The organism is Paenibacillus sp. FSL H7-0703, from assembly GCF_038003485.1.
Classification (GTDB): domain Bacteria; phylum Bacillota; class Bacilli; order Paenibacillales; family Paenibacillaceae; genus Paenibacillus; species Paenibacillus polymyxa_B.
Map to the genome: position 1 here is coordinate 2,363,326 of NZ_JBBOPF010000001.1, position 24,656 is coordinate 2,387,981.

At 46.2% G+C, this 24,656-nt stretch carries 17 protein-coding genes and 3 rRNA genes; 6 read left to right on the forward strand and 14 right to left on the reverse strand.

All coding sequences use genetic code 11. The annotated features are described in order from the left end of the window. Nucleotides 1-66: 66 nt before the first annotated feature. On the reverse strand, nt 67-330 hold the full coding sequence (locus MHB46_RS10275; protein ID WP_209940984.1) for a DUF1294 domain-containing protein: 264 nt from the start codon (nt 328-330) through the stop codon (nt 67-69). A 194-nt stretch (nt 331-524) separates the two neighbouring features. Here MHB46_RS10275 and MHB46_RS10280 point away from each other — a divergent pair, with 194 nt between their 5' ends. Together MHB46_RS10280 and MHB46_RS10285 are read left to right on the forward strand one after the other, a co-directional pair. Further along, nucleotides 525-653 carry a DUF4023 family protein gene (locus MHB46_RS10280; RefSeq protein WP_081112528.1) on the forward strand — a complete coding sequence of 43 codons (129 nt, stop codon included), beginning with the start codon at nt 525-527 and terminating at the stop codon, nt 651-653. A 351-nt stretch (nt 654-1,004) separates the two neighbouring features. Then, nucleotides 1,005-2,171 carry a type II asparaginase gene (locus MHB46_RS10285; RefSeq protein ID WP_103049934.1) on the forward strand — a complete coding sequence of 389 codons (1,167 nt, stop codon included), beginning with the start codon at nt 1,005-1,007 and terminating at the stop codon, nt 2,169-2,171. Nucleotides 2,172-2,347: 176 nt separating this feature from the next. On the opposite strand, the gene MHB46_RS10290 is transcribed toward MHB46_RS10285, so the two are convergent. The 10 genes from MHB46_RS10290 to MHB46_RS10335 form a co-directional block, all read right to left on the reverse strand. Next, nucleotides 2,348-2,485, reverse strand: coding sequence for a hypothetical protein (locus MHB46_RS10290; protein WP_016819760.1), 138 nt, complete (start codon nt 2,483-2,485; stop codon nt 2,348-2,350). A gap of 97 nt (nt 2,486-2,582) precedes the next feature. Then, a complete protein-coding gene (locus MHB46_RS10295) occupies nt 2,583-4,718 on the reverse strand; it encodes a DNA topoisomerase III (protein ID WP_341162261.1) in 2,136 nt (711 codons plus the stop codon). 129 nt (nt 4,719-4,847) lie between these two features. Continuing rightward, complete coding sequence (locus tag MHB46_RS10300) at nt 4,848-5,840, reverse strand: ketoacyl-ACP synthase III (protein ID WP_341162262.1); 993 nt, start codon at nt 5,838-5,840, stop codon at nt 4,848-4,850. Nucleotides 5,841-6,054: 214 nt separating this feature from the next. Beyond that, nucleotides 6,055-6,171 (reverse strand): 5S ribosomal RNA (rrf, locus tag MHB46_RS10305). A 78-nt stretch (nt 6,172-6,249) separates the two neighbouring features. After that, nucleotides 6,250-9,178, reverse strand: a 23S ribosomal RNA gene (locus MHB46_RS10310). 295 nt (nt 9,179-9,473) lie between these two features. Beyond that, nucleotides 9,474-11,029 (reverse strand): 16S ribosomal RNA (locus tag MHB46_RS10315). Together the 16S, 23S and 5S rRNA genes form the textbook arrangement of a ribosomal RNA operon. Before the next feature lie 450 nt (nt 11,030-11,479). Next, the gene (locus MHB46_RS10320; protein WP_023987039.1) at nt 11,480-12,850 is read right to left on the reverse strand and encodes an NCS2 family permease; all 1,371 of its coding nucleotides are present in this window, start codon (nt 12,848-12,850) and stop codon (nt 11,480-11,482) included. A gap of 361 nt (nt 12,851-13,211) precedes the next feature. Next, nucleotides 13,212-14,150, reverse strand: a complete 939-nt coding sequence (locus tag MHB46_RS10325) for an NADP-dependent oxidoreductase (protein ID WP_341162263.1) — start codon at nt 14,148-14,150, stop codon at nt 13,212-13,214. A 21-nt stretch (nt 14,151-14,171) separates the two neighbouring features. Next, on the reverse strand, nt 14,172-14,642 hold the full coding sequence (locus MHB46_RS10330; protein WP_341162264.1) for a MarR family winged helix-turn-helix transcriptional regulator: 471 nt from the start codon (nt 14,640-14,642) through the stop codon (nt 14,172-14,174). 365 nt (nt 14,643-15,007) lie between these two features. Continuing rightward, on the reverse strand, nt 15,008-15,853 hold the full coding sequence (locus tag MHB46_RS10335) for a LysR family transcriptional regulator (RefSeq protein ID WP_165179022.1): 846 nt from the start codon (nt 15,851-15,853) through the stop codon (nt 15,008-15,010). A 131-nt stretch (nt 15,854-15,984) separates the two neighbouring features. Between MHB46_RS10335 and MHB46_RS10340 the strand changes: the two genes are divergently transcribed. After that, a complete protein-coding gene (locus tag MHB46_RS10340) occupies nt 15,985-17,115 on the forward strand; it encodes a Gfo/Idh/MocA family protein (protein WP_341162265.1) in 1,131 nt (376 codons plus the stop codon). 83 nt (nt 17,116-17,198) lie between these two features. Here the strand turns inward: MHB46_RS10340 and MHB46_RS10345 are convergent, their stop codons facing one another. Together MHB46_RS10345 and guaA are read right to left on the reverse strand one after the other, a co-directional pair. Beyond that, on the reverse strand, nt 17,199-17,816 hold the full coding sequence (locus tag MHB46_RS10345; protein WP_341162266.1) for a peptidase E: 618 nt from the start codon (nt 17,814-17,816) through the stop codon (nt 17,199-17,201). A 401-nt stretch (nt 17,817-18,217) separates the two neighbouring features. Continuing rightward, complete coding sequence (gene guaA, locus MHB46_RS10350) at nt 18,218-19,756, reverse strand: glutamine-hydrolyzing GMP synthase (protein ID WP_254327388.1); 1,539 nt, start codon at nt 19,754-19,756, stop codon at nt 18,218-18,220. 145 nt (nt 19,757-19,901) lie between these two features. Between guaA and MHB46_RS10355 the strand changes: the two genes are divergently transcribed. After that, nucleotides 19,902-20,558 (forward strand): DedA family protein, encoded by a 657-nt coding sequence (locus tag MHB46_RS10355; RefSeq protein WP_341162267.1) that lies wholly within the window; start codon nt 19,902-19,904, stop codon nt 20,556-20,558. Here the strand turns inward: MHB46_RS10355 and MHB46_RS10360 are convergent, their stop codons facing one another. Next, nucleotides 20,559-21,752 carry an MFS transporter gene (locus MHB46_RS10360; protein ID WP_341162268.1) on the reverse strand — a complete coding sequence of 398 codons (1,194 nt, stop codon included), beginning with the start codon at nt 21,750-21,752 and terminating at the stop codon, nt 20,559-20,561. A 157-nt stretch (nt 21,753-21,909) separates the two neighbouring features. Between MHB46_RS10360 and MHB46_RS10365 the strand changes: the two genes are divergently transcribed. Next, nucleotides 21,910-23,451 carry a spore germination protein gene (locus tag MHB46_RS10365; protein ID WP_341162269.1) on the forward strand — a complete coding sequence of 514 codons (1,542 nt, stop codon included), beginning with the start codon at nt 21,910-21,912 and terminating at the stop codon, nt 23,449-23,451. Further along, nucleotides 23,448-24,656 (forward strand): Ger(x)C family spore germination protein, encoded by a 1,209-nt coding sequence (locus MHB46_RS10370; RefSeq protein ID WP_341162270.1) that lies wholly within the window; start codon nt 23,448-23,450, stop codon nt 24,654-24,656. The genes MHB46_RS10365 and MHB46_RS10370 overlap by 4 nt, the downstream gene beginning before the upstream one ends.

Sequence of the window (24,656 nt, forward strand, 5' to 3'; positions counted from 1 at the left end):
CGGATGGCTGGAATAGTCTTCTCACTCATCATTAAACTTCCCTATGAGAACCTAAACTCCTCCCCTTTACCGTAAAAAATACCCATACAGCAATGCGTTCATGAATAGCAACGCAGGAATACCTAGTCTGAAGCTCATATGCCGTGTTTTATGGCGTTTACGGTACATGGCAATTAGAACGCCTAATGCTCCCCCGATCAGGGCCAGGAAAAACAACGTCCGTTCAGGTACACGATCGCAATGTTTACGTGCTCTCTTTTTATCCTCCGACATTACCAGATAGCCTACTGCATTGATAAACAGCAGCCATACCAACAAGCCTGTCTGCAATGTCTCTCCTCCTTTTGCACACCGTACCAAGTTCAGGTATTAGGCCTTATATAGCGCTCTCCCCCTCATTATAACCCCACCCCTTTTACAGAAACAACGCCTCTTCTGACTTGGATAGCGCTTTTGCGGAAATAGTAAGGTGGCATAAGGGCGATCCCCGAGTGCATCTATTTCGTCTTAAAGGAGGAACTGCGATGGAAAGCACCCATGAATACGTTGAAAAGCTGCGAGAAAATGCAAAAAAGGCAGAACGCAACCGTAAACGAGGAAAAGGAACTCCCAGCGCCAGCTTGCCGACAAAACAGCATTCCAACAATCCTTGATCAACGAATCTGCATTAAGCTGTATAGCCGCGTTATTAACCTAAAGTATCAACTTAACCCTGCAGCCTTTTATGCGAATTGATTACAGGGTAAAATCTGTTGTTTAGCTTCCACAATAACAGCAAGCAGACTCCTTATGAGATATCTGCTTGTTGTTTTGTTTTGCAAATGTCTTTTTTGAAATCGATTACATTTATAATAAATAAGTTCTAAAGTCATATTTCCTAACATAAGTGTTGACTAAAAGCAATTTTACACCCTATAATTCGTGATATCAACGTAATTCGACAAAATATTTGTCAGTTAATCTATCATTTATATTTGAGGTTTAAGATTGGAGAGGAGCTTTATATGACTAACATGAAAAAAATGACGATGATTCCCCTGTTGGCTAGCTTTATTCTCGGTAGTACTTTATGGAGTGGTGGATTTACCGCCAACGCTGCGGCTGCGGCAGCAGCTACAACCAGCACAACTGCACCTGCTTCTACCACTACAACGTCGGACAAATCCGAAAATCCTCAAACCAATCATTTACCCAATATTAAAATACTTGCCACAGGAGGGACCATCGCAGGATCATCTTCCGTCAATACGGATACAACCGGCTACAAAGCAGGCGCGTTGGGTGTGGAAACTCTGATCAATGCCGTTCCTGAGATGAAAAGTATTGCAAATGTCAGTGGTGAGCAAGTTGTTAATGTAGGTAGCCCCGACGTTAATAATGAGATCCTCTTAAAACTTGCCAAACGTACCAATGAACTGCTTGCCAGAGACGATGTAGATGGCATTGTCATTACACATGGTACAGATACATTAGAAGAAACAGCTTATTTCCTCAATCTTGTTATCAAAAGCGATAAGCCAGTAGTTGTCGTTGGCTCTATGCGTCCAGCTACTGCCATCAGTGCTGATGGTCCCTTCAACCTTTATAATGCAGTGAAAGTCGCCGGGGCTTCGGCCTCTAAAGGTCAGGGTGTACTCGTCCTGTTGAACGACCGTATCGGTGCAGCAAGATACATCACCAAAACGAACACAACAGCAGTTGATACGTTCAAGTCTGTGGAGCAGGGATACCTTGGAGCTGTTGTGGGCGATCAAGTGTACTACTACAACAAATCCACACACAAGCATACGACTTCTTCTGTATTCGACATCTCTAACCTGACTCAACTGCCACAAGTAGATATTTTATACGAATATCAAAACAATGGTCGCTATCTGTATGATGCAGCCGTAGCAGCTGGTGCCAAGGGAATTGTCGTAGCTGGTTCCGGTAATGGCTCCTTGTCCAAGACCTCCTCAGAAGGCGCAGAGGCCGCAGGTAAAAAAGGAGTGATCATTGCCCGCTCCAGCCGCGTGGGAAGTGGAGTGGTGTCCCCGTCAACAAAAGACGCGGCATCGAACTTTGTATCGACCGATTCGCTTAATCCGCAAAAAGCACGGATTTTGCTCATGCTTGCTTTGACCCAAACACACGATGTTAACCAAATTCAATCTTTTTTTAATGAATACTAAAAGTAGTTATCCCAAATCAAATAATTCAACATTCTATTATGCAAAAGAAGCAGCAGTAACGGTTGACCACCGTAACTGCTGCTTCTTTTTTTTGCGAGACAGGTCTAGCATTAGTAACTACTTCATCTGACGTCCAATCGTCTTGGTTCTATACACGTTGTCCATCCCACGCAGCATCAAGACTGCTGTTTGGGAATCCCATTCAAGCTTGGAGGATATTTCGCTTGCTTCTCTGGATGAGCAGCAATTTCCTCCTCCAGTATGCTTGATTTATTTTGCTGATTATTGATTTTAAGCGGTTTATGTTTGGGCATAAATACTCACCTCCTCGGCTTACCATGCCAAGGAGTGATCGTTTTTATACCGACGTATACCTGCTGATTATGTGACTGTAGCACTTTTGGTCATCCGTTATTTGCCCTGCTTTTGTTCCATCGCTGCTTTAAGCAAATCACCCAAACTGGAGCCAAAAGATTCCTGCTTTTCAAATTGTCTTACTAGCTTTTGCTGTTCCCGTTTGTTTACCCGTTGCTTGTCCTTATCCAACGTCTCGGTAATGCCACAGGGCAGGCATCTTACATACAATCCTGCTTTGCCCTCTTTCATTTCCATTTTCTTATGACACTGCGGGCAACGTCGATTGGACAAACGTTTTTCCCCTGAACGACGGTAACCGCAATCCGCACTTGGACATACAAGGAACTTGCCTTTCTTGCCCTTCTTCTCCAATAGCTTTGTACCACAATCTGGGCAATGACTATTCGTCAAATTATGAGGCTTGTACTCCGCACTGCTATTTTTCACAGTGGAAACCAGCTCTTTCGCCATAGCACGAATAGAATTCAAAAACGGTTCCGGTTGTCCTTGACCACGAGCAATCCGTTCTAGCTCCGCTTCCCAACGTGCCGTCAATTCGGGCGTTCGAAGCTGTGGAGCCGCCAGATCAATCAATTGTTTACCTTTCCCGGTTGGATGCATCACGTTCCCCTGACGCTCAATCGTATCCGAGCTGACAAGCTTCTCAATCAGATCGGCACGGGTAGCAGGAGTACCCAGTCCATGTTTTTCCATCTGAGCGAGCAGGGCAGCTTCTGTATACCGCTTCGGCGGCATCGTTCGCCCAGCTCGTACAAGACAACGCTGTAACCGGACGGAATCTCCTTTTTGCAGCTCAGGTAAAATAACGCCTCGTCCATTGTTTTCCCGATCCTCTGCTTCTTCATCATCCATATCATAATGGTTCGCGTCATATACAGCACGCCATCCGCTATCTTTTACCGTTGTGCCTTTTACCTGAAACGTCTCCTGCTCCACCGTTACTGATACGGCTACAGCATCATAACGTGCAGGTGGATAGAATAGACTGATAAAACGTCGTGCAATCAGATCATACAGCTTACGTTCCTCTGGGCTCAACTGATTAAGCAATAATGTCTGCTCAGTAGGAATAATCGCGTGATGATCCGTGACTTTACTGTCATCCACAATTCGCTTTGTGATTGGTAAGTTGTTACGCAATAGCGGACGTGCCAAGGAAGCATACGGACCTACTGCTACACTACTGAGCCTTTCCTTAAGTGTATCCACCATATCGGATGTCAGATAACGGCTGTCTGTACGTGGATAAGTCACCAGCTTATGCTGCTCATACAGACGCTGAAGCAGATTAGACGTCTGTTTAGCTGAAAAGCCATAGCGCTGGTTAGCATCTCTTTGCAGCTCCGTTAAATCATACGCCAGCGGGTGAGGCTCGTTCTTTTCGCTCTTTTTAACACTCGCAACTGTGCCTTTGGCCCCCTCAAGTCTTCGGCGCAAAGCCTCTGCTTGAGTGCGGTCAAACATGCGTGAATCCCCGCTTTCTGCCCGCCAAGTTGCCTGAAAATCGCCAAAATCCGCCGTCAGAGTATCATATTCCTGAGAACGGAATTCGGTAATTTCCTTCTCACGCTCCATAATCATCCCCAGCGTTGGTGTCTGCACTCTTCCAGCCGAAAGTTGGGCGTTATAACGACAAGTCAACGCGCGAGTTACATTGAGACCAATCATCCAGTCTGCTTCAGCTCTACAGCGAGCCGATTCATATAAACGATCAAACTGCTGACCAGGCAATAGCTTTGCGAAACCTGCCTTAATCGCCTTGTCCGTCTGCGAGGAGATCCATAAGCGCCGGAAGGGCTTTTTCCAGTTTGCCATTTGGATGATCCAGCGTGCCAACAATTCACCTTCACGAGCAGCATCTGTTGCCACGATAAGCTCTCCAATGTCCTGCCGCTTCATGAGCTGCTGCACAGCTTTGAACTGGTGATTACTTTCGCGCAGCACCTTTAACTTTGAACTCTTCGGAAGAATAGGCAAGTCCTCCAAATTCCAGGTCGCATACTTAGAATCGTAATCCTCTGGCTCTGCTAAGCCGACCAAATGTCCCAGTGCCCACGTCACCACGTACTGGGGTCCTTCTATATAACTTTTATGCTTCTCGCGGCTACCCATCACACGTGCAATCTCTCTGGCCACGGACGGTTTTTCTGCCAATACCAATACCTTCATGTTACGCTCCTTTCTCTCATAGTGTTAATTATAGCATCCTGCCAACTTACGATAAATTCTAATGCCAACGGCTCTTATTAACATGATCGTACATACTAGTGCTATTGCTTCTACATGGGTTAGGATAACTTACAAATCAGGCACACTCCATTTTAATAGCAGACCCGCATAGGTGAGGCCTCCCCCAAATCCATATAACAACACATGTTGTCCATACCGTAAACGTCCATCATCCAAACCACACTGCAAAGCCAACGGGATGGATGCCGCCGATGTATTACCATACAATTCTACGCTTGTCAGCGTTTTTTCCAAAGGTACTGTACTTCTTTCACATATGGACTCGATCATTCTCAAATTAGCGCTATGAGGTACAAACCAGTCAAGATCCTCCTTCTTCATATTTGCCTTATCCAATAATCGTTCCATTCCCGTTGGAACAGAGCGAACAGCCCATTTATAAACCTCACGTCCATTTTGAGCAATAAATCCATGGTCTTGCAGCTTCTCTCCATCCAAATGATCAGATAATCCCACACGGTAAAGATGTGCTCCCCCTTGCCCATAGGTACCTATATCTGAAGTTAAAAATGATCCTTCATCCTCGTCATATTCTACAAGTGCAACCCCTGCACCATCTCCAAAAAGTATACACGTCGTCCGATCCGTATAATCTGTAATTTTGGACAACGTTTCGGCTCCCACTACCAGCACCTTACGATGCAGACCACTCGTAATAAGGCCATTTGCCAAATGAAGTCCATAGGAAAAACCTGCACATGCTGCACTAATATCTATTGACCCTGTGTTTGGAATATCAAAATGAGCCTGAATACGTGAAGCCGTGCTTGGAAAGTAGTAATCAGGTGTACTCGTCGCTACAATAATCATCTCAACATCGTTTATATTTACGTCATACAGGTTAATCATACGAGTAATAGCTTGTATACATAAATCAGATACATATTGATCTTCAGCCGCAATGCGTCTTTCATGCATACCCGTTCTCTGTACAATCCACTCGTTACTCGTATCCACAAGCTTCTCCAAGTCAGCGTTCGTCAAAATCCGTTCAGGTACATAAGTGCCAAAGGCGGTAAGCTTAGCTTTTGAATTCAACAATCTGATCACTCTCCTTTGTAATCCTTATTCATATTATAACACCAGATACTAATACCTGGTACTAAATTATTTTAAAACCGTCTTCTTATTTATTAGTTAATATCCACTTATCCAGTTGAACTTATAACAAACTCACTTTAAATAAAATCCCAGTGCCTTATAACGCAAAAAAGAGATCAAGATCTTCAGAAGATCTTGGTCTCTTTTACTTGTTGCTTGGCGACGTCCTACTCTCCCAGGACCCTGCGGTCCAAGTACCATCGGCGCTGGAGGGCTTAACGGTCGTGTTCGGGATGGGTACGTGTGGAACCCCTCCGCTATCGCCACCAAACATGAATTTGCTGTGCAAATTCTACATTCAAGGTTACACCCTGAAAACTGGATCCGAAACTCATTTGCGTTTTATTCTTAGGATAAGCCCTCGACCGATTAGTATTGGTCAGCTCCATGCATTACTGCACTTCCACCCCCAACCTATCTACCTCGTCGTCTTCAAGGGGTCTTACTAATTGGGAAATCTCATCTTGAGGGGGGCTTCACGCTTAGATGCTTTCAGCGCTTATCCCTTCCGTACATAGCTACCCAGCGGTGCTCCTGGCGGAACAACTGGTACACCAGCGGTACGTCCATCCCGGTCCTCTCGTACTAAGGACAGCTCCTCTCAAATTTCCTACGCCCACGACAGATAGGGACCGAACTGTCTCACGACGTTCTGAACCCAGCTCGCGTACCGCTTTAATGGGCGAACAGCCCAACCCTTGGGACCTACTTCAGCCCCAGGATGCGATGAGCCGACATCGAGGTGCCAAACCTCCCCGTCGATGTGGACTCTTGGGGGAGATAAGCCTGTTATCCCCAGGGTAGCTTTTATCCGTTGAGCGATGGCCCTTCCATGCGGTACCACCGGATCACTAAGCCCGACTTTCGTCCCTGCTCGACTTGTAGGTCTCGCAGTCAAGCTCCCTTCTGCCTTTGCACTCTTCGAATGATTTCCAACCATTCTGAGGGAACCTTGGGGCGCCTCCGTTACTCTTTAGGAGGCGACCGCCCCAGTCAAACTGCCCACCTGACACTGTCCTCGCACCGGATCACGGTACCAAGTTAGAACCTAGATACGATCAGGGTGGTATCCCAAGGATGCCTCCTCTCAAGCTGGCGCTCAAGATTCAACGGCTCCCACCTATCCTGTACAGATCGTACCCAAATTCAATATCAAGCTGCAGTAAAGCTCCATGGGGTCTTTCCGTCTTGTCGCGGGTAACCTGCATCTTCACAGGTATTAAAATTTCACCGGATCTCTCGTTGAGACAGCGCCCAAGTCGTTACGCCATTCGTGCGGGTCAGAATTTACCTGACAAGGAATTTCGCTACCTTAGGACCGTTATAGTTACGGCCGCCGTTTACTGGGGCTTCGGTTCATAGCTTCGCCCCGAAGGGCTTACCACTCCCCTTAACCTTCCAGCACCGGGCAGGCGTCAGCCCGTATACTTCGCCTTGCGGCTTCGCACAGACCTGTGTTTTTGCTAAACAGTCGCTTGGGCCTTTTCACTGCGGCCCCCTCGGGCTATTCACCCTACCGAGGCACCCCTTCTCCCGAAGTTACGGGGTCATTTTGCCGAGTTCCTTAACGAGAGTTCTTCCGCGCGCCTTAGAATTCTCTTCTCGCCTACCTGTGTCGGTTTGCGGTACGGGCACCTTCTCCTGGCTAGAGGCTTTTCTTGGCAGTCTGAGATCATGACCTTCGCTACTACAATTTTCGCTCCCCATCACAGCCCAGCCTTAACGATGTGCGGATTTGCCTACACATCAGCCTCACTGCTTAGACGGACATCCATCAGTCCGCGTCACTACCCTACTGCGTCACCCCATCGCTCATAACGGATTACGGTGGTACAGGAATTTCGACCTGTTGTCCTTCGACTACGCCTATCGGCCTCGCCTTAGGTCCCGACTTACCCTGAGCGGACGAACCTTCCTCAGGAACCCTTAGGCTTTCGGCGGATCTGATTCTCACAGATCTTTTCGTTACTCATACCGGCATTCTCACTTGAATGCAGTCCAGCGCTCCTTACGGTACACCTTCAACCCGCATTCAACGCTCCCCTACCCCTGATGCAAGCATCAAGCCATAGCTTCGGTGGTGTGTTTAGCCCCGTTACATTTTCGGCGCAGAGTCACTCGACCAGTGAGCTATTACGCACTCTTTCAATGGTGGCTGCTTCTAAGCCAACATCCTGGTTGTCTGTGCAACTCCACATCCTTTCCCACTTAACACACACTTGGGGACCTTAGCTGATGGTCTGGGCTGTTTCCCTTTCGACAATGGATCTTAGCACTCACTGTCTGACTCCCGGAACTAAATCTATGGCATTCGGAGTTTGACTGAGCTTGGTAACCCTTGCGGGCCCCGCACCCAATCAGTGCTCTACCTCCACGATTCTTTTTTCCGAGGCTAGCCCTAAAGCTATTTCGGGGAGAACCAGCTATCTCCGGGTTCGATTGGAATTTCTCCGCTACCCCCACCTCATCCCCGCATTTTTCAACATGCGTGGGTTCGGGCCTCCAGTGCGTGTTACCGCACCTTCACCCTGGACAGGGGTAGATCACCCGGTTTCGGGTCTACGTCCACGTACTCAAGTCGCCCTATTCAGACTCGCTTTCGCTGCGGCTTCAGCTCTTCACCTTAACCTTGCACGGGAACGTAACTCGCCGGTTCATTCTACAAAAGGCACGCCATCACCCATAGATCGGGCTCTGACTTCTTGTAAGCACACGGTTTCAGGATCTATTTCACTCCCCTTCCGGGGTGCTTTTCACCTTTCCCTCACGGTACTGCTTCACTATCGGTCGCCAGGGAGTATTTAGCCTTGGCAGATGGTCCTGCCGGATTCATACGGGGTTTCACGTGCCCCGCACTACTCGGGATCCGTCTCGGAGGGAACAAGTTTTGAACTACAGGGCTTTTACCTTCTCTGGCGGGCCTTTCCAGGCCTCTTCATCTAACCGGTTCCTTTGTAACTCCATGTGAGACGTCCCACAACCCCAAGGAGCAAGCTCCTTGGTTTGGGCTAATCCGCGTTCGCTCGCCGCTACTGACGGAATCACTATTGTTTTCTCTTCCTCAGGGTACTTAGATGTTTCAGTTCCCCTGGTCTGCCTCTATTCTGCCTATGTATTCAGCAGAAAGTGACTGTCGATGAAGACAGCCGGGTTTCCCCATTCGGACATCCCCGGATCAAAGCTTGCTTACAGCTCCCCGAGGCCTTATCGTTGTTCGCCACGTCCTTCGTCGGCTCCTGGCGCCTAGGCATCCTCCGTGTGCTCTTTGTAGCTTAACCTAGACTTTTCTTTCAAAAAAAGAAAATGTCGATGTTCGATAAAGAATGATTTTTGCCAAAGGCAAAAGATCTCTCCTTACCTGCTACCTTTATTTCACTTGTTTACACAAGATCAGCTTAAAGGAATATTCTAAAACGCAATTTCGTTTCGGTATCCAGTTTTCAAGGTGCAAAGCTGTATACAACCAGCTTTTTTTGAGAGTTTGAGCTCTCAAAACTGAGCAACGAGTGAGTAGTTTTTGAAGCTTACGCTTCATATTTGAATGTTTCCATTGCAGGAAACGATTCTCCATAGAAAGGAGGTGATCCAGCCGCACCTTCCGATACGGCTACCTTGTTACGACTTCACCCCAATCATCTACCCCACCTTCGGCGGCTGGCTCCCTTGCGGGTTACCCCACCGACTTCGGGTGTTGTAAACTCTCGTGGTGTGACGGGCGGTGTGTACAAGACCCGGGAACGTATTCACCGCGGCATGCTGATCCGCGATTACTAGCAATTCCGACTTCATGTAGGCGAGTTGCAGCCTACAATCCGAACTGAGACCGGCTTTTCTAGGATTGGCTCCACCTCGCGATTTCGCTTCCCGTTGTACCGGCCATTGTAGTACGTGTGTAGCCCAGGTCATAAGGGGCATGATGATTTGACGTCATCCCCACCTTCCTCCGGTTTGTCACCGGCAGTCTGCTTAGAGTGCCCAGCTTGACCTGCTGGCAACTAAGCATAAGGGTTGCGCTCGTTGCGGGACTTAACCCAACATCTCACGACACGAGCTGACGACAACCATGCACCACCTGTCTCCTCTGTCCCGAAGGAAAGGTCTATCTCTAGACCGGTCAGAGGGATGTCAAGACCTGGTAAGGTTCTTCGCGTTGCTTCGAATTAAACCACATACTCCACTGCTTGTGCGGGTCCCCGTCAATTCCTTTGAGTTTCAGTCTTGCGACCGTACTCCCCAGGCGGAATGCTTAATGTGTTAACTTCGGCACCAAGGGTATCGAAACCCCTAACACCTAGCATTCATCGTTTACGGCGTGGACTACCAGGGTATCTAATCCTGTTTGCTCCCCACGCTTTCGCGCCTCAGCGTCAGTTACAGCCCAGAGAGTCGCCTTCGCCACTGGTGTTCCTCCACATCTCTACGCATTTCACCGCTACACGTGGAATTCCACTCTCCTCTTCTGCACTCAAGCTCCCCAGTTTCCAGTGCGACCCGAAGTTGAGCCTCGGGATTAAACACCAGACTTAAAGAGCCGCCTGCGCGCGCTTTACGCCCAATAATTCCGGACAACGCTTGCCCCCTACGTATTACCGCGGCTGCTGGCACGTAGTTAGCCGGGGCTTTCTTCTCAGGTACCGTCACTCTTGTAGCAGTTACTCTACAAGACGTTCTTCCCTGGCAACAGAGCTTTACGATCCGAAAACCTTCATCACTCACGCGGCGTTGCTCCGTCAGGCTTTCGCCCATTGCGGAAGATTCCCTACTGCTGCCTCCCGTAGGAGTCTGGGCCGTGTCTCAGTCCCAGTGTGGCCGATCACCCTCTCAGGTCGGCTACGCATCGTCGCCTTGGTAGGCCTTTACCCCACCAACTAGCTAATGCGCCGCAGGCCCATCCACAAGTGACAGATTGCTCCGTCTTTCCTCCTTCTCCCATGCAGGAAAAGGATGTATCGGGTATTAGCTACCGTTTCCGGTAGTTATCCCTGTCTTGTGGGCAGGTTGCCTACGTGTTACTCACCCGTCCGCCGCTAGGTTATGTAGAAGCAAGCTTCTACATAACCCCGCTCGACTTGCATGTATTAGGCACGCCGCCAGCGTTCGTCCTGAGCCAGGATCAAACTCTCCATTAAAGACCAACCAAAGTTGGTTTATAGAAAGAGCGATAAGCTCATTTTGAAACTGACGAGATAAAATATCTCTTGTTTGATTTTGCGAACAAAATCGTTTTACTCACTCGTTGTTCAGTTTTCAAAGATCAAACATTCTTTTCTTGTCGATTTGGTTTGTCGCCTCATCAACTCTTATATCTTACCATGTCCGAACCAACTTTGCAAGCATTTTTTTTGAAATCTTTTTTTGTAACACTCGCTCGCAATATTGTATTTCTTGGCCGGAATTAGAATATACCATATACATATCCCTTTTGCAAGCATTTATTAGATAAGGTTTCACAATACTTTATTATTATTCGTTTTCCTTCTATATAATAGCTCCTTTGTATCTATCTGCGTCTAACTACAAAAAAAAGAACCTCTTCCCTTAAGCAACAGGAAAGAGGTTCTGTGTTCTATATCTACTGATTATTCGGAGCCCATAAAGGCAAAGCGGATCACTACAATAATAGCAAGCACCCACATGAGCCAGTGAATTTTAACTTTATTGCTGGTAAACAGGTTACTAAACACAGCCAGCACAACGTAAGACAGAATACCAGCAGAGATACCATTCGCGATTCCACCTGTGAAAGGCATCAGCACGATGGTCAAAAATGCAGGAAACGCCAACAGGAAGTTATCCCAGTCGATATTGCGAACCTGACTCATCATTAGGACCCCAACGATAATCAGAGCTGGAGCAGTAGCGGCAGAAGGCACAACCAGAGCCAACGGTGCAATAAACAGGGCCAACAAGAACAGAACACCTGTCGTTACAGCAGTCAGTCCGGTACGTCCGCCTTCTTCTACCCCTGCGGAGCTTTCTACGAATGCTGTAATCGTACTTGTACCCAATACTGCACCAGTACTTACCCCAACTGCATCCACCAGCATTGCTTTACCGATAATTTTCTCGCCTTTTTTCTTATCTTTCATTATACCCGCGCGTGTAGCCGTACCTACCAAGGTACCGAACGTATCAAACAACTCTACAAATGTGAAAATGAAAATGATATCAAACAGACCGATATGCAAAGCTGCTTTCAAGTCTAACTGACCTACAGCCAAATTACTGAAATCAGGAATCCAGTTGCCTGTTGTCAAGCTACTCAAATTTGTTACTCCCATCGGAATACCGATTAATGTAGTAGCTACGATCCCAATCAGCAATGCACCTTTGACCCGAACGACCATCAGTGCTGCGATAATAAGCAATCCGATTAGCGCCAGCAGTGCATCCTTTTGATGTACCAGACTTCCCAGAATCAAATTAAAAGCATGACCCGGAACCGGTTGACCAACATCTGTCCCTGGAACGATGCTCACCATAACCAGATTACAAAGCTTGAAGCCGACAATCGTAATAAACAAACCGATACCCACTGTAATGGCTGTCTTTAAATTTTCCGGAACTGCAACAAGCAGCATCTGTCTTACTCGTGTCACGGTTAAAATCAGAAAGACGATACCGGATATAAATACAGCGCCAAGTGCCGCTTGCCAAGTAATCATGCCATTGGAACTCAGGACTACAGTCATAAAATAAGCATTCAAGCCCATACCCGGCGCCATGCCGATCGGCACATTAACGAATAGCCCCATCAGTATGGTAACCAAACCTGCACCTACCGCCGTCGCAAAAAAGACAGCTTCACTGGGCATACCTGCTCCAGTCGGACCTAAAAAGGTATTGTTGACCACCAGAATATAAGCCATGGTCATAAAAGTAGTAATCCCCGCAATAATCTCTGTGCGGACGTTCGTGCCATGTTCCTTTAATTTAAAGAAACGCTCCATGAGTCGTAATTCCTCCTACGCAAAGCATACTCGTATTGTTGTCGTTCGTTTGAAGTAATATTCGCATTCATATGCGCTATATTATTACATTCGTTATTTTAGGCTCTCACCTACTGCTTGTCAACAGAAAAAGCGAATGTTACAAATTGAACACATATGTATTGTTCGGAAAACAGAAAACCCGCAAGCTATTATGCAGCTGACGGGTTATCATTTAGAGGAATCAGATATTTTGTACTTATCAAAGGCATTCGCTGAGTCCGGTATATTTTCCAGATAAACGATAGATTATAGTAGTGAAAATAATCTTCTAAAATCTTCATCGTGCAATTCCTTTCGTACCGTATATGTGTATGCGTCCTTATGGGAAGGTTATTGCAATTTTACCAACAGCGTGGTGGGTTTCGCTTAAAGCGTGTGCGTCATACAAACCTTTTTGAGAAAAAGGAAACGTAGCTCCTACTACCGATCTTACTTTCTTTTGCTCCAACAGATCGGCAATTTCCTGTAGTTGCTGTCCATTGGGCTCCAGCCATATATTTTGGGCTGTTACGTTGTACTCCTTCACCAACTCTTCGTCAAAATTGCTGACAATGGATATGATCCGTCCGGTATCCTTTTTCACTACCTTAAAGCTGTTCTTCTGAACATCCCCGCCCATCGTATCGAACACGACGTCCACATCAGATAAAACTTCCTCAAAACGAGTTGTACGATAGTCAATGATTTGGTCGGCTCCCAATGAAGCAAGCAATTCATGATTACGCTCACTGGCTGTAGTAATGACATAGGCTCCGGCTTGTTTGGCAAACTGGATAGCAAACATACCTACGCCACCTGCACCTGCGTGGATTAATACTTTTTCCCCTTTGGTCAGTTGACCATGTGTAAAGAGCGCCTGCCAAGCAGTCAACCCCGCCAAAGGTACAGAAGCGGCTTCCTCCCAAGAAATTGAGGCGGGTTTACGTGCCAGCAGATGATCATCCACCAAGGTATACTCGGCATAAGTACCGAATCGGGTGGTGTCCGGACGTGCAAACACTTCATCTCCCACTTTCCAATCGGTGACCTCGCTGCCTACTTCCGAAATAGTGCCGGCTACATCCCAGCCTAAAATAATCGGGAACTCCCAATCCATCATTTGTTTTAAGTAACCTTCACGCAGCTTCCAGTCAATTGGATTGATGGAGGTAGCCGCCACTTTGACTACAACCTGGTGAGCCTGTGGTGTAGGAGTAGCCACTTCTCTTTCTTTCAATTCATCCTTGCTTCCATACTGATCTATAACGATGGCTTTCATATTCATTTCCTCCTCGCATATTTACATATTCTTTACATTGCTAGACATACGCTGTAGCACATCTGTAAAAGCCACAATTTCCTCATCTGTAAACTTACATAGCAGCTTTTCCTGAAAGGCTTGTCTTTGCTCTGACAAAACTTGCAGCTCTTGAACCCCTAATTCGGTCAAACGTATATAGGTCACACGCTTATCCCGCTCTTTTTTACTACGTAAAATCAGACCTTCCTCTTCCAGCCTTCTCAGATGTCGGGTCACTGCTGCACCATCCAGAACGAGCAGATGTTGGAGCTCCAGCTGACTTAGTTCCTGACGATGATCAATATGATACAAAATTTCGACCTTGGTAAAACTGGTTTTTAATTGTGCTTCAAAAGCGTTATTCATTTCTTTACACAAAAGATGCATGCGATAAAACAACTGGCTTCTTTCAGAGCAATGTTCGATGACAAACCCTCCTTCTAATGATTGACCCATCAATTGATATATCAAGTATTATACACCCTCACTAAAAATAAACAAGTCTGAGACAAGTATATACAAATCCTACAATCACAAAAAAATGCTCAAGCTAAACGAATAGCCTGAGCAGCCTGTGCATACGCGCTATAGACTTGACCTGTGATGGCATTAGGCAGATGCTCAGGAACCGTATCACTTGATCCGTGAGGGGGGGGGGCAAAAAGACGATCAGCTTGTCCGGGTAACGGTTAATTAATCCTTCGGCAATATGCTTGAGCGCACCATAAAACGTACGCGTTTTTGTCGATGGGCGCTCGCACATCGGTTCAAAACCGCTACTGGCTACACTGCTGCCGGATATGCCGTGATTCTGTAAATCAATTCCCCCTACTCTATTAGATCGTATTGTTGATTTCGATAAATTTATGTTCAATCGCTGTCATTTCGTGATTTGGACGAGATATTAAATATGTATCCATGTAGCCGAAAGTTGGGGGAGTGGGCAAATAGGATGTTACTTTGAATTGCCGCGCAAGCCTTTTAGACATAAGGGTGATTCCCATTCCCATCAAGGAAAATTCCACCATGGTATCAAACACACCGACCTCCACAACCTCGCCATGGGTCAATTGCATGTCCTGATACATCTTCTTTAAATGCGTTAGGTACAGGCAGCCATCCGACAATATGATAATAGAGGCTCCTTGCAGCACCTGTTTGAGGTCTGAACCTTCATGTATGCCTTTTCCCACCAGCACCAACTCTTCACGGCATATTTTTTGATAATGAATATACGGGTTGGTGGGATACCCTGTGACAAAAGCAATATCGAGCTCGCCGTCGAGGATCAATCGCTCCATTTCCGTGGTGGTTCCGGTTTTTAATGTAACCGAGGCCTGCGGGTACAGCTCGTATACCTTCGTAAGCGCCCTTGTTGTTTCCCCCGCAACAATGGACTGCATCGTACCAATGCGCAGCTTTTCCTCCTGCGGTCTCATTTTCATCTCCGTGTCTTGCCATAGCGACAGCATTTGCTTGAACTGAGCATATAGGATTTCTCCTGAAGGTGTCAGCTCCATACCACGGGGCTTTCGGTAAAATAACGCTGTGCCGTAATGAGCCTCCAGCTTCTTTATTTTGGCCGTCATATTCGATTGCAGGTGATTCAACTTTTGAGCTGCTTCTGTCAGGCTTCTCAGCTCTGCCACCGAAACAAATGCCTGCATATTTTCAATATCCATCTCTTCATCCCCCATCAAATAAAATGATATCTATATCATAAACAAGCATTATTATTTATGAGTTAAATGTATTATATTGGCCTTGGACGCTATTTTCCACCCTCATTTTAAAAATCAGGAGGTATGGCAACATGATCAAAAAGAAGATTCGTGTAGGTATCGTAGGAGGTTCGATGAATAATAAATGGGCCAGTCAAACGCATATTCCGGCTTTGCTCAAGCACTTAAACCTGGATATCACTGCCGTCGGTACCTCTCGTATGGAGAGTGCGCGACAAAGCGCAGAAGAAGTAGGCGCGGCACTGGCTTTTGATGATGCCAAAAAGCTCGCAGCTTCCGAGGATGTGGATATGGTCGTGGTGAGCATAAAAGTTCCCCATCATTACGAGGCGGTGATGGCGGCAGTTCAAGAGAGAAAGCATATTTTTTGTGAATGGCCCTTGGGGGCAAACACTGCGGAAGCTGCTAAAATGGCCAAGGCGGCGGGATTGGCAGGCATTCATCATACCGTCGGCTTGCAGGCACGACAGGATCTTGAAGTGCAAACGATGAAAAAACTCGTAGAGGGCGGAGAGATTGGTGAAATTATATCCTGTCATATGCAAGTAGCTACTCCCGGCAAAGGAGGACAAGTAAATCAGGACACTGCTTATTTGCTGAATAGAGCCAATGGGGCTAATCTGCTCACGATTAATGGCGGGCATTCCCTAGACGCGCTGCAATACATCGTTGGCGAATTCCGCGAGCTATCGGCCATCACATCATCTCGTTATCACGAAGCCACTATTCAGGAAACGGGTGAAGTCATTTCCAAGGATACAGCCGATCAGATTTTGATTCACGGGCTGTTGGAAAAAGGAGTACCGGTATCCGTTCACATTCAAGGTGGAGTAAATTCTAAGTTTGAGATAGAGATTCAGGGGAAAAAGGGCATTTTGCGTTTGACACAGAATCTTTCGCTTGGGCATGTTCAATTTGGGAATCTAACGCTCGAAAAACTTGTGTACGATCCAAGCAGTACGCAGAGTCATGGCCCTAATGGCTCTTTTGAACAAATAAGTATAACTAGAGAGCCTAATACAAGCCTAGATTTCCCAAAACAAGGGGTAACCCTGAATGTAGCCAAGGCTCATTATGTTTTTGCCGAGGATATTTTGACACACACCCGTCTCGCTCCCGATTTCAACCATGCCTTAAAGCTGCATCAGCTACTGGACCGCATTGAGGAATCAGCTGCAACTGGGAAAAAGATCGTATGGTAAGGTAGAATTATAAAAAAAGAACCTTTAACACTACGATAGATGTTGAGTTAAAGGTTCTTTTTATGTGCTGCCTTTTTAATGAGTCATGTGTTCTCCACTTTTATCCTGTCACCTTCAACCAAAATAACTTCCGCGTTGCTGATTGGATATAAATTTAATTGGCTGCCATATTCCTCAATGATGTTCTCCACCGCTTTTTTAAACGGAATGTTCGTATGATGGGGGACTGGATAGAATTCAATGACCCCTAGTGCAGCAAAGGAATCTAATTCAGGGGCCTCCTGAACATCGTCCATAAGTTGAACATATTCGATATTCGGTGATAAAATCAACGAACCGGCAGATTCGCCTATATACAATTTCCCTGCATTAACTTCTTCAGCAATGATTTTGTCAGCCCCAGTTCTTTTTAACTCTTGAAGTAAATAAAATGTGTTGCCTCCGGTAATATAAATATAATCATTCCCTCTAATTTTACTCGCTATTTCATCCCAGGTTGCTGTGCTTATTTCGATTTCATCCACGACTAATCCTAAACTCTCTAATGCTTTTTTTCCTGATTCCACATAAAACTTAACTTTCTCTGGAATACTTGCGGTTGGGATGAAGGTGACTTTTTTTCCTTCCAAGTTTTCACCGACGAAATGGACTAACCATGGTGCAACATCCTTAAATGAGGACGACAAAAATAATTTTTTCATCTCTTTATTCTCCTTAGAACAGCGTTTAATGAAACGGGATATGTAACACTTTATTCTAGGTATATTATAAAATATATTAGTATCAAAACATGACACCATTGGAGGATAACATAAAAAAGCTTGAAGCTGATAAAGTCATATAAAAAAAGGAGACATTATTATGGAATAATATCTCCTCTTTTTCAACCTCGTATCCGTTGAAAATAACTGGGGTTCCTTGATTTTGACCCATAAAATACTCTCTTCCCCGCTCTCATTTTGAGTTGGGAGCAGATGTTCGACCTTGAATCCGTAAAAAAGACTCCTGCCGCACAGCGATATTTCGGCCGATGCGGAGGAGTCCTGATGTTGTATTGGTGAATCTCAAAAGGTTCGTGATTACAGAGCGGGAGTTCCCGCGTTTATTCCCACTCAATCGTTGCTGGTGGTTTGGAGGTGATATCGTACACGATGCGATTCACGTTATCCACTTCGTTTACGATACGTACCGAAATTTTCTCCAGCACATCCCAAGGGATACGTGCCCAGTCGGCGGTCATACCGTCGATGGAGGTTACTGCACGAATACCTACAGTGTAAGAATACGTACGAGCATCGCCCATAACGCCAACACTCTTCATATTCGGCAAAGCGGTGAAGTATTGCCAGATTTCCCGGTCCAGACCGGCTTTAGCAATCTCCTCGCGCAAAATGTAATCCGACTCACGAACAATCGTTAGCTTGTCCTCTGTCACTTCACCCAGCACACGAATGGCAAGACCCGGACCTGGGAATGGTTGACGCCATACAATCTCAGCTGGCAGTCCACATTCTTCGCCGACTTTACGCACTTCGTCCTTGAACAGGGCATTCAACGGCTCGATCAGCTTGAACTTCATGTTCTCTGGCAAACCACCCACATTATGATGGGATTTAATGGTCTGTGCCGTTGCTGTTCCGCTCTCTACAATATCCGTATACAGCGTACCTTGTGCCAGGAAAGTAAAATCGTCAAATTGAGAAGATTCTTCCTCGAACACATAGATAAACTCGTTACCGATGATTTTACGTTTTTGTTCTGGATCATCGACTCCTGCCAGCTTGGACAAGAAGCGCTCACGTGCGTCAATTTTGACAACTTTCATATCAAATTTACCAACGAACGTCTCCATTACACTTTCGGCCTCACCTTTGCGCAGCAATCCATGGTCAATGAACATACACGTCAGTTGGTCACCGATCGCTTTGTGAATGAGCATCGCTACAACGGAAGAATCCACGCCACCGCTTAAGGCACACAATACTTTCTTGTCGCCTACCTGTTGACGAATCTCACGAATCTGATCTTCGATGAACGACTCCATGGTCCAGTTGCCTTCACAACCGCACACTTCATAAAGGAAGTTGCTGATCATCTCGTTACCTTGAACGGAATGACGTACCTCTGGATGGAATTGCACCGCATACAGATTCCGCTCCAGGTTACTCATCGCGGCAATCGGTGCACTCTCTGTTCCTGCATCCAGTGTAAAGCCAGTCGGCAGATCTGTAACGTGATCCCCATGGCTCATCCATACGGTTTGAAGAGAATCCAATCCTTTAGCCAAGCGGGCGTCCTGATTGAATTGCACGTCTGCTTTGCCATACTCACGCTTGCCCGCACGTTCTACCTTACCATCCAGTTGGTGAGCCATCAGCTGCATGCCATAACAAATACCAAAGATAGGGATGCCAAGATCATAAATTGCCCGATCCACCTGAGGAGCATTGTCTGTATATACGCTGGAAGGTCCGCCTGAGAAAACAATCCCTTTTGGCGCCAGCTCTCTCAGCTTCTCCGCAGGCGTATTGTATGGAAGGAGCTCGCTATATACGCCGAGATCCCGAATTCTTCTTGCGATTAACTGGTTGTATTGTCCTCCAAAATCAAGAACTACAACGATTTCATTAGGCTTATTCATTACCGTGCCTCCCTCAATTGTTCGTTTCATTATACGCAACGATAAAACAAGACGTCAAGAAATCAACCGGAGTTGAGTGGGCATGAAAAGATTGTTAAAATGAATTGATTCTAAAATACTCAATCTGTTCGTAGGAGTGTAAACGATGGATGTGCTGAAGTGGATCGCGCAATTGTTCGAAGAATACGGCTACGGCGTCCTTTTTTTCGGCTTGCTGCTTGAGTTTATTGCTTTACCATTTCCCGGGGAAACCACAATGGCTTATGCGGGATATCTCTCCTATGCCGGTACCTTGGATTTCGGTAAACTGGTGCTACTAGCTTTTCTGGGAACAACCCTCGGCATGACTATTACCTACTTTATTGGAAGATGGGCTGGACTCCCCTTTATTCAGAAATACGGTAAATGGGTTTTGTTATCGCCGGACAAGCTTCAGAAAACACAAAAATGGTTCCAACGATATGGATACTGGCTTATCTTCCTTGGATATTTTATCCCCGGTGTCAGGCATTTTACCGGTTATTTTGCCGGGATTATTGCTCTTTCTTTCCGTAAATTTGCCTTGTATGCTTACAGCGGCGCTTTATTCTGGGTCATCCTCTTTCTAAGCATCGGCAAGCTATTTGGTCCCCAATGGGATGCCATTTTCCATTTGGTAGAGCTGTATGCGCTGCGAATTGCGGGAGTCGTCGGGTTCATAATCCTGCTGTATATTATTTACCGGTGGAGAAGCTTCCTGTTTAGCTCGCTACGCAAATCCGAAAAATCGGTGAAAACCAGCAACAAGGATGACTTGAAGTAGTCAAACTCCTGCTGCCTTACGGCTACGAATCCTTGCATAATACATCGAAATCACGATAGATATCACCACAAATCCCGCGCCTCCAACCAAACCCAACATACGCGGCTCCATCATTTCAATCGCCACCCCTGCTCCAAACATAGACAGTCCGATGATACCTTGGCTCCACGCCGTCAGCATGCCCAACAATGGACCCTGTAAATACAATGGGGTCTCCCGCATTAATAATGTATCCAGACAAATGGCCCCTACCCCGCCAGCCAACGAAATTAAGAAGTAAATAGCAACCGCCGCCCATGCGTGATAAATACCGCTTAATCCCATAAGTAAAATCCCCTCCAACAAAAGGCATACCAGTCCTCCCTTCAACAAAGAACCACTGAATAAATGTCCTATTGCATAGCTGGCAACCAGACCCGCGCCCAAAGCGGCGTAAAACAATCCGATTCCGGCATCTCCCAGCCTGAATTCCTGCACTGCATATACACTAATCAGAACATTATCAATGCCATTGAGCATGGGAACCAGCAACTCAAATGCAACAACAACTTGGAGAGGAACGGATGCACGAATACAGTCCAACATTCGCGATCTGCTCCGGTTTGGATGATCCTCCCTGCTTATTTTCTCCTTCATGACAGGTGGAAATGCAATATTGCGAACGATCAGACCTGCGGCAAAAAAACTTGCTGCGTTCAATATAAATGCAGCTTGTGGTCCAAAGAGAGCAGATATGATGCCTCCGGCAGCAGCACCAACGACCAGCACCAGCCCGCTCATCACCTGCTCAAGACTGTTCACCTTCAATAATTCGGAGGGATGAACAAGCAGCGGAATGGATGATTTACGAGCAGGAGCATACAAAGCTTCTCCGCAGGCTAGCAGGGTACTGACTCCATAAATGATCCATATGTCCTCAGGACTATGAACACTTAAAAAGGCAAGGGCTGCCAAGCCTCTGAAAAGATCCGTGGTCATCATAAGCATACGCCGGGATATGCGGGTAATAAGCACGCCCGCCACAGGTGACAGGACTAAAAAAGGAATCACCCGCAATCCCAGCATGATACCCACACTGAATCCCGAACCGGTAAGCCGATAAATTAAAGCCAACAAAGCGATCTGACAGAATCGGTCTCCCATTCCGTTAATGATACCTGCGGCAAATAACTTCCTGTATTGCCTATCTACCATTTTAAATCAACTCCGATACTTAGGATTTATTTATTATACATAAATCTAATTAGTTATGTATCTAATTTATGAAAATCGCTCTATAATCGTCAAGGCATAAATTCATATATTCAGAGCATACTAAGCCAACAAACTCCAATATCGGAGGATTTTACGTATGCCAAATCAGAATAAAAGTTGTCCACTTACTCATGTGTCCTCTAACTTGAGGGATAATGTAAACCATATTGAAAGCTCCTTTGGAAACAGCGGAGATGTAATCATTAAAGAGCTATTATGGATGCAAAAATGGCCAGCAGCTTTGTTCTATATCGATGGTCTGATTAACACTCAATTGCTCCATGATTCCGTTCTGCGTTCATTAATGCGGGTAAACGAGCATCATGTACCAGAGGGTGCGGAACCGTTCGACTATTTAAAGGATCAAGTTTTGATTGCAGGTAACTCAGGTAGTGTGGACGAAATGGATGCCTTATTCAACCAGATGCTATCTGGCGGTATTATCATTTTGCTGGACGGATACGCAAAGGGCATATGGATTGATGCGGTCGGTTGGGAGGATCGCAGTGTCAGCGAACCCCAATCCCAAAGTGTCGTACGGGGTCCAATGGAGGCTTTTACCGAAAATTTGCGTACCAATACCGCCCTAATTCGTAGGCGAATCCGCGATCCGCGTCTCTGGATGGAAACAAGACAGATCGGTCAAGTGACTCATACCAATGTGGCCGTGATGTATGTCAAAGGGATTGCTGACGAAGGAGTTATTCAGGAGCTGAGAGAACGTCTGGACCGAATTGATATTGACGGGATTTTGGAAGGGGGTTACATCGAGGAGGAAATTCAGGATGAAACCTTCACCCCGTTTCCCACCATTTATAACAGCGAGCGCCCGGATTCGGTCGCTGCCAGCCTACTGGAGGGCCGAATCGCTATCTTGGTGGACGGGACCCCCTTTGTACTGTTGATACCCGCATTGTTCGTTCAATTTTTCCAGTCGGCGGAGGACTATTACCAACGTGCTGACATCAGCACTTTGCTGCGTTTGCTGCGTTTCTTTTCCTTTTTTATCGCTTTGCTTGCACCAGCAGTTTATATTGCGGTAACTACCTTTCATCAAGAGATGATTCCTACAAACTTATTGGTCAGTCTCGCAGCACAAAGGGAAGGCGTACCGTTTCCAGCCTTTGTCGAGGCGATGCTCATGGAAATTACTTATGAAATTTTGCGTGAAGCAGGAGTCAGAATTCCGAGGACAGTCGGACAGGCTGTATCTATTGTAGGCACACTGGTCATTGGGCAAGCAGCCGTGGATGCGGGGGTTGTCTCGGCGGCTATGGTCATTATCGTGTCAATCACCGCCATCTCCAGCTATGTTATTCCAGAAAACGGCCTGTCGATAGCGGTTCGTATTATACGCTTCGCCTTAATGATGCTAGCCGCAGCCTTCGGGCTTCTTGGAATATTGATGGGTTTAATCGTGCTTTTACTGCACTTAACCAGTCTGCGATCGTTTGGAGTATCTTATATGAGCCCGTTTGGTCCCTATGTGGAAAGCGATATGAAAGATACACTGTTTCGCCTACCTTGGCCTCGCATGACGACACGGCCTCAATCCATTTCTATCCAAAATACGATCCGCCAAAAAACGAAAAAAAGACGGATTAGCCATAAACCAAATACCAGAAGGGATCAACCATGAAGCAGACCATACATTTGCTCATCGTCTGGGGGCTGATTGCTTTACTATTGGGTGGATGCTGGGATCGAACAGAATTAAACGAGTTGGGCATCGCTATTGGGATCGGAGTGGATATGGCAGGAGACCAGTATGAGGTGACGGCTCAGGTGGTCATTCCTTCTGCAGTAGCTTCCAAGTCCTCACCAAGTGCAGGCTCTCCGGTCGTTACTTATCAGGCAACTGCGCCCACGATTCATGAGGCTATTCAAAAAATGACGGATACAAGCCCGCGCTCCATCTATTTATCTCATATTCGTATGCTGATTTTAGGTGAAGAGTATGCGAGAAGAGGAATTTCTGATGCGATTGAAGCCTTGATGCGAGAGCCTTTTACTAGAAGTGACTTTTATATTGCGATAGCCAAAGATAACAAGGCTTCCACGATGTTAAAGATCCCCACTCCACTTGAAAAGTTACCGGCCAATAAAATGTTCGCTTCATTGGATACGTTAACCAAAACATGGGCTCCTGCCACCAAAGTAACCATGGATCAACTGCTGAGCGACTTGGCTAATCCTGACATCCAGTCCACTCTGCCCGCTTTGGAAGCTTTGGGAGATATAGAATCGTCTAATGAAAAAGGTATAGATAACACCAAAAGCATATCTCCTGGAACCATACTGAGGTTCTCCGGTATCGGTGTCTTAAAAAAAGACCGCTTGCTGGGCTGGATCAATGAACAAGACAGCAAAGGGTTCAATTACATTCGGAATACAGTGGAATCAACTACAGGACACGTCGACTGTCAGGGAGGGGGGAATATCGCCTTATTAGCCTTGAACAGCGAAACCCAAAAAAAAGTGATCATTCGCGATGGAGAACCTGTTATCTCCATATCTGTTACCAACGACAGCACTGTACGAGAGGTCAATTGTAAGCATATGAAATTAAGCAGTATGGCTGATATTAAAGAAATTGAGGCCGCAAGCAATGAAAAAATCGTTGAAATTATGAAGCATTCCGTAGAGACTGTTCGTCGTGAGTTTAAATCAGACATTTTCGGCTTTGGTCAGCTGATCCACCAGTCCAAACCAGAGCTTTGGAAAAGATTAAAAGAAGAAAAAGAAAATCCATTTATGGACTTACAGATTGAATATAAGGCAAAGACTACGATCAAAAAAATTGGTTCTTTGTTTGAATCGTTCCAAAAAGAAATGAAGGAGTGA

Excerpts from the sequence above, each read along its gene's own strand:
- MHB46_RS10370 (WP_341162270.1), top strand. The coding sequence starts at position 23,448 with ATGAAGCAGACCATACATTTGCTCATCGTCTGGGGGCTGATTGCTTTA.
- MHB46_RS10295 (WP_341162261.1), bottom strand. The coding sequence starts at position 4,718 with ATGAAGGTATTGGTATTGGCAGAAAAACCGTCCGTGGCCAGAGAGATT.
- MHB46_RS10320 (WP_023987039.1), bottom strand. The coding sequence starts at position 12,850 with ATGGAGCGTTTCTTTAAATTAAAGGAACATGGCACGAACGTCCGCACA.
- MHB46_RS10285 (WP_103049934.1), top strand. The coding sequence starts at position 1,005 with ATGACTAACATGAAAAAAATGACGATGATTCCCCTGTTGGCTAGCTTT.
- guaA (WP_254327388.1), bottom strand. The coding sequence starts at position 19,756 with ATGAATAAGCCTAATGAAATCGTTGTAGTTCTTGATTTTGGAGGACAA.
- MHB46_RS10335 (WP_165179022.1), bottom strand. The coding sequence starts at position 15,853 with ATGGATATTGAAAATATGCAGGCATTTGTTTCGGTGGCAGAGCTGAGA.
- MHB46_RS10360 (WP_341162268.1), bottom strand. The coding sequence starts at position 21,752 with ATGGTAGATAGGCAATACAGGAAGTTATTTGCCGCAGGTATCATTAAC.
- MHB46_RS10365 (WP_341162269.1), top strand. The coding sequence starts at position 21,910 with ATGCCAAATCAGAATAAAAGTTGTCCACTTACTCATGTGTCCTCTAAC.
- MHB46_RS10325 (WP_341162263.1), bottom strand. The coding sequence starts at position 14,150 with ATGAAAGCCATCGTTATAGATCAGTATGGAAGCAAGGATGAATTGAAA.
- MHB46_RS10355 (WP_341162267.1), top strand. The coding sequence starts at position 19,902 with ATGGATGTGCTGAAGTGGATCGCGCAATTGTTCGAAGAATACGGCTAC.
- MHB46_RS10280 (WP_081112528.1), top strand. The coding sequence starts at position 525 with ATGGAAAGCACCCATGAATACGTTGAAAAGCTGCGAGAAAATGCAAAA.
- MHB46_RS10340 (WP_341162265.1), top strand. The coding sequence starts at position 15,985 with ATGATCAAAAAGAAGATTCGTGTAGGTATCGTAGGAGGTTCGATGAAT.
- MHB46_RS10290 (WP_016819760.1), bottom strand. The coding sequence starts at position 2,485 with ATGCCCAAACATAAACCGCTTAAAATCAATAATCAGCAAAATAAATCA.
- MHB46_RS10345 (WP_341162266.1), bottom strand. The coding sequence starts at position 17,816 with ATGAAAAAATTATTTTTGTCGTCCTCATTTAAGGATGTTGCACCATGG.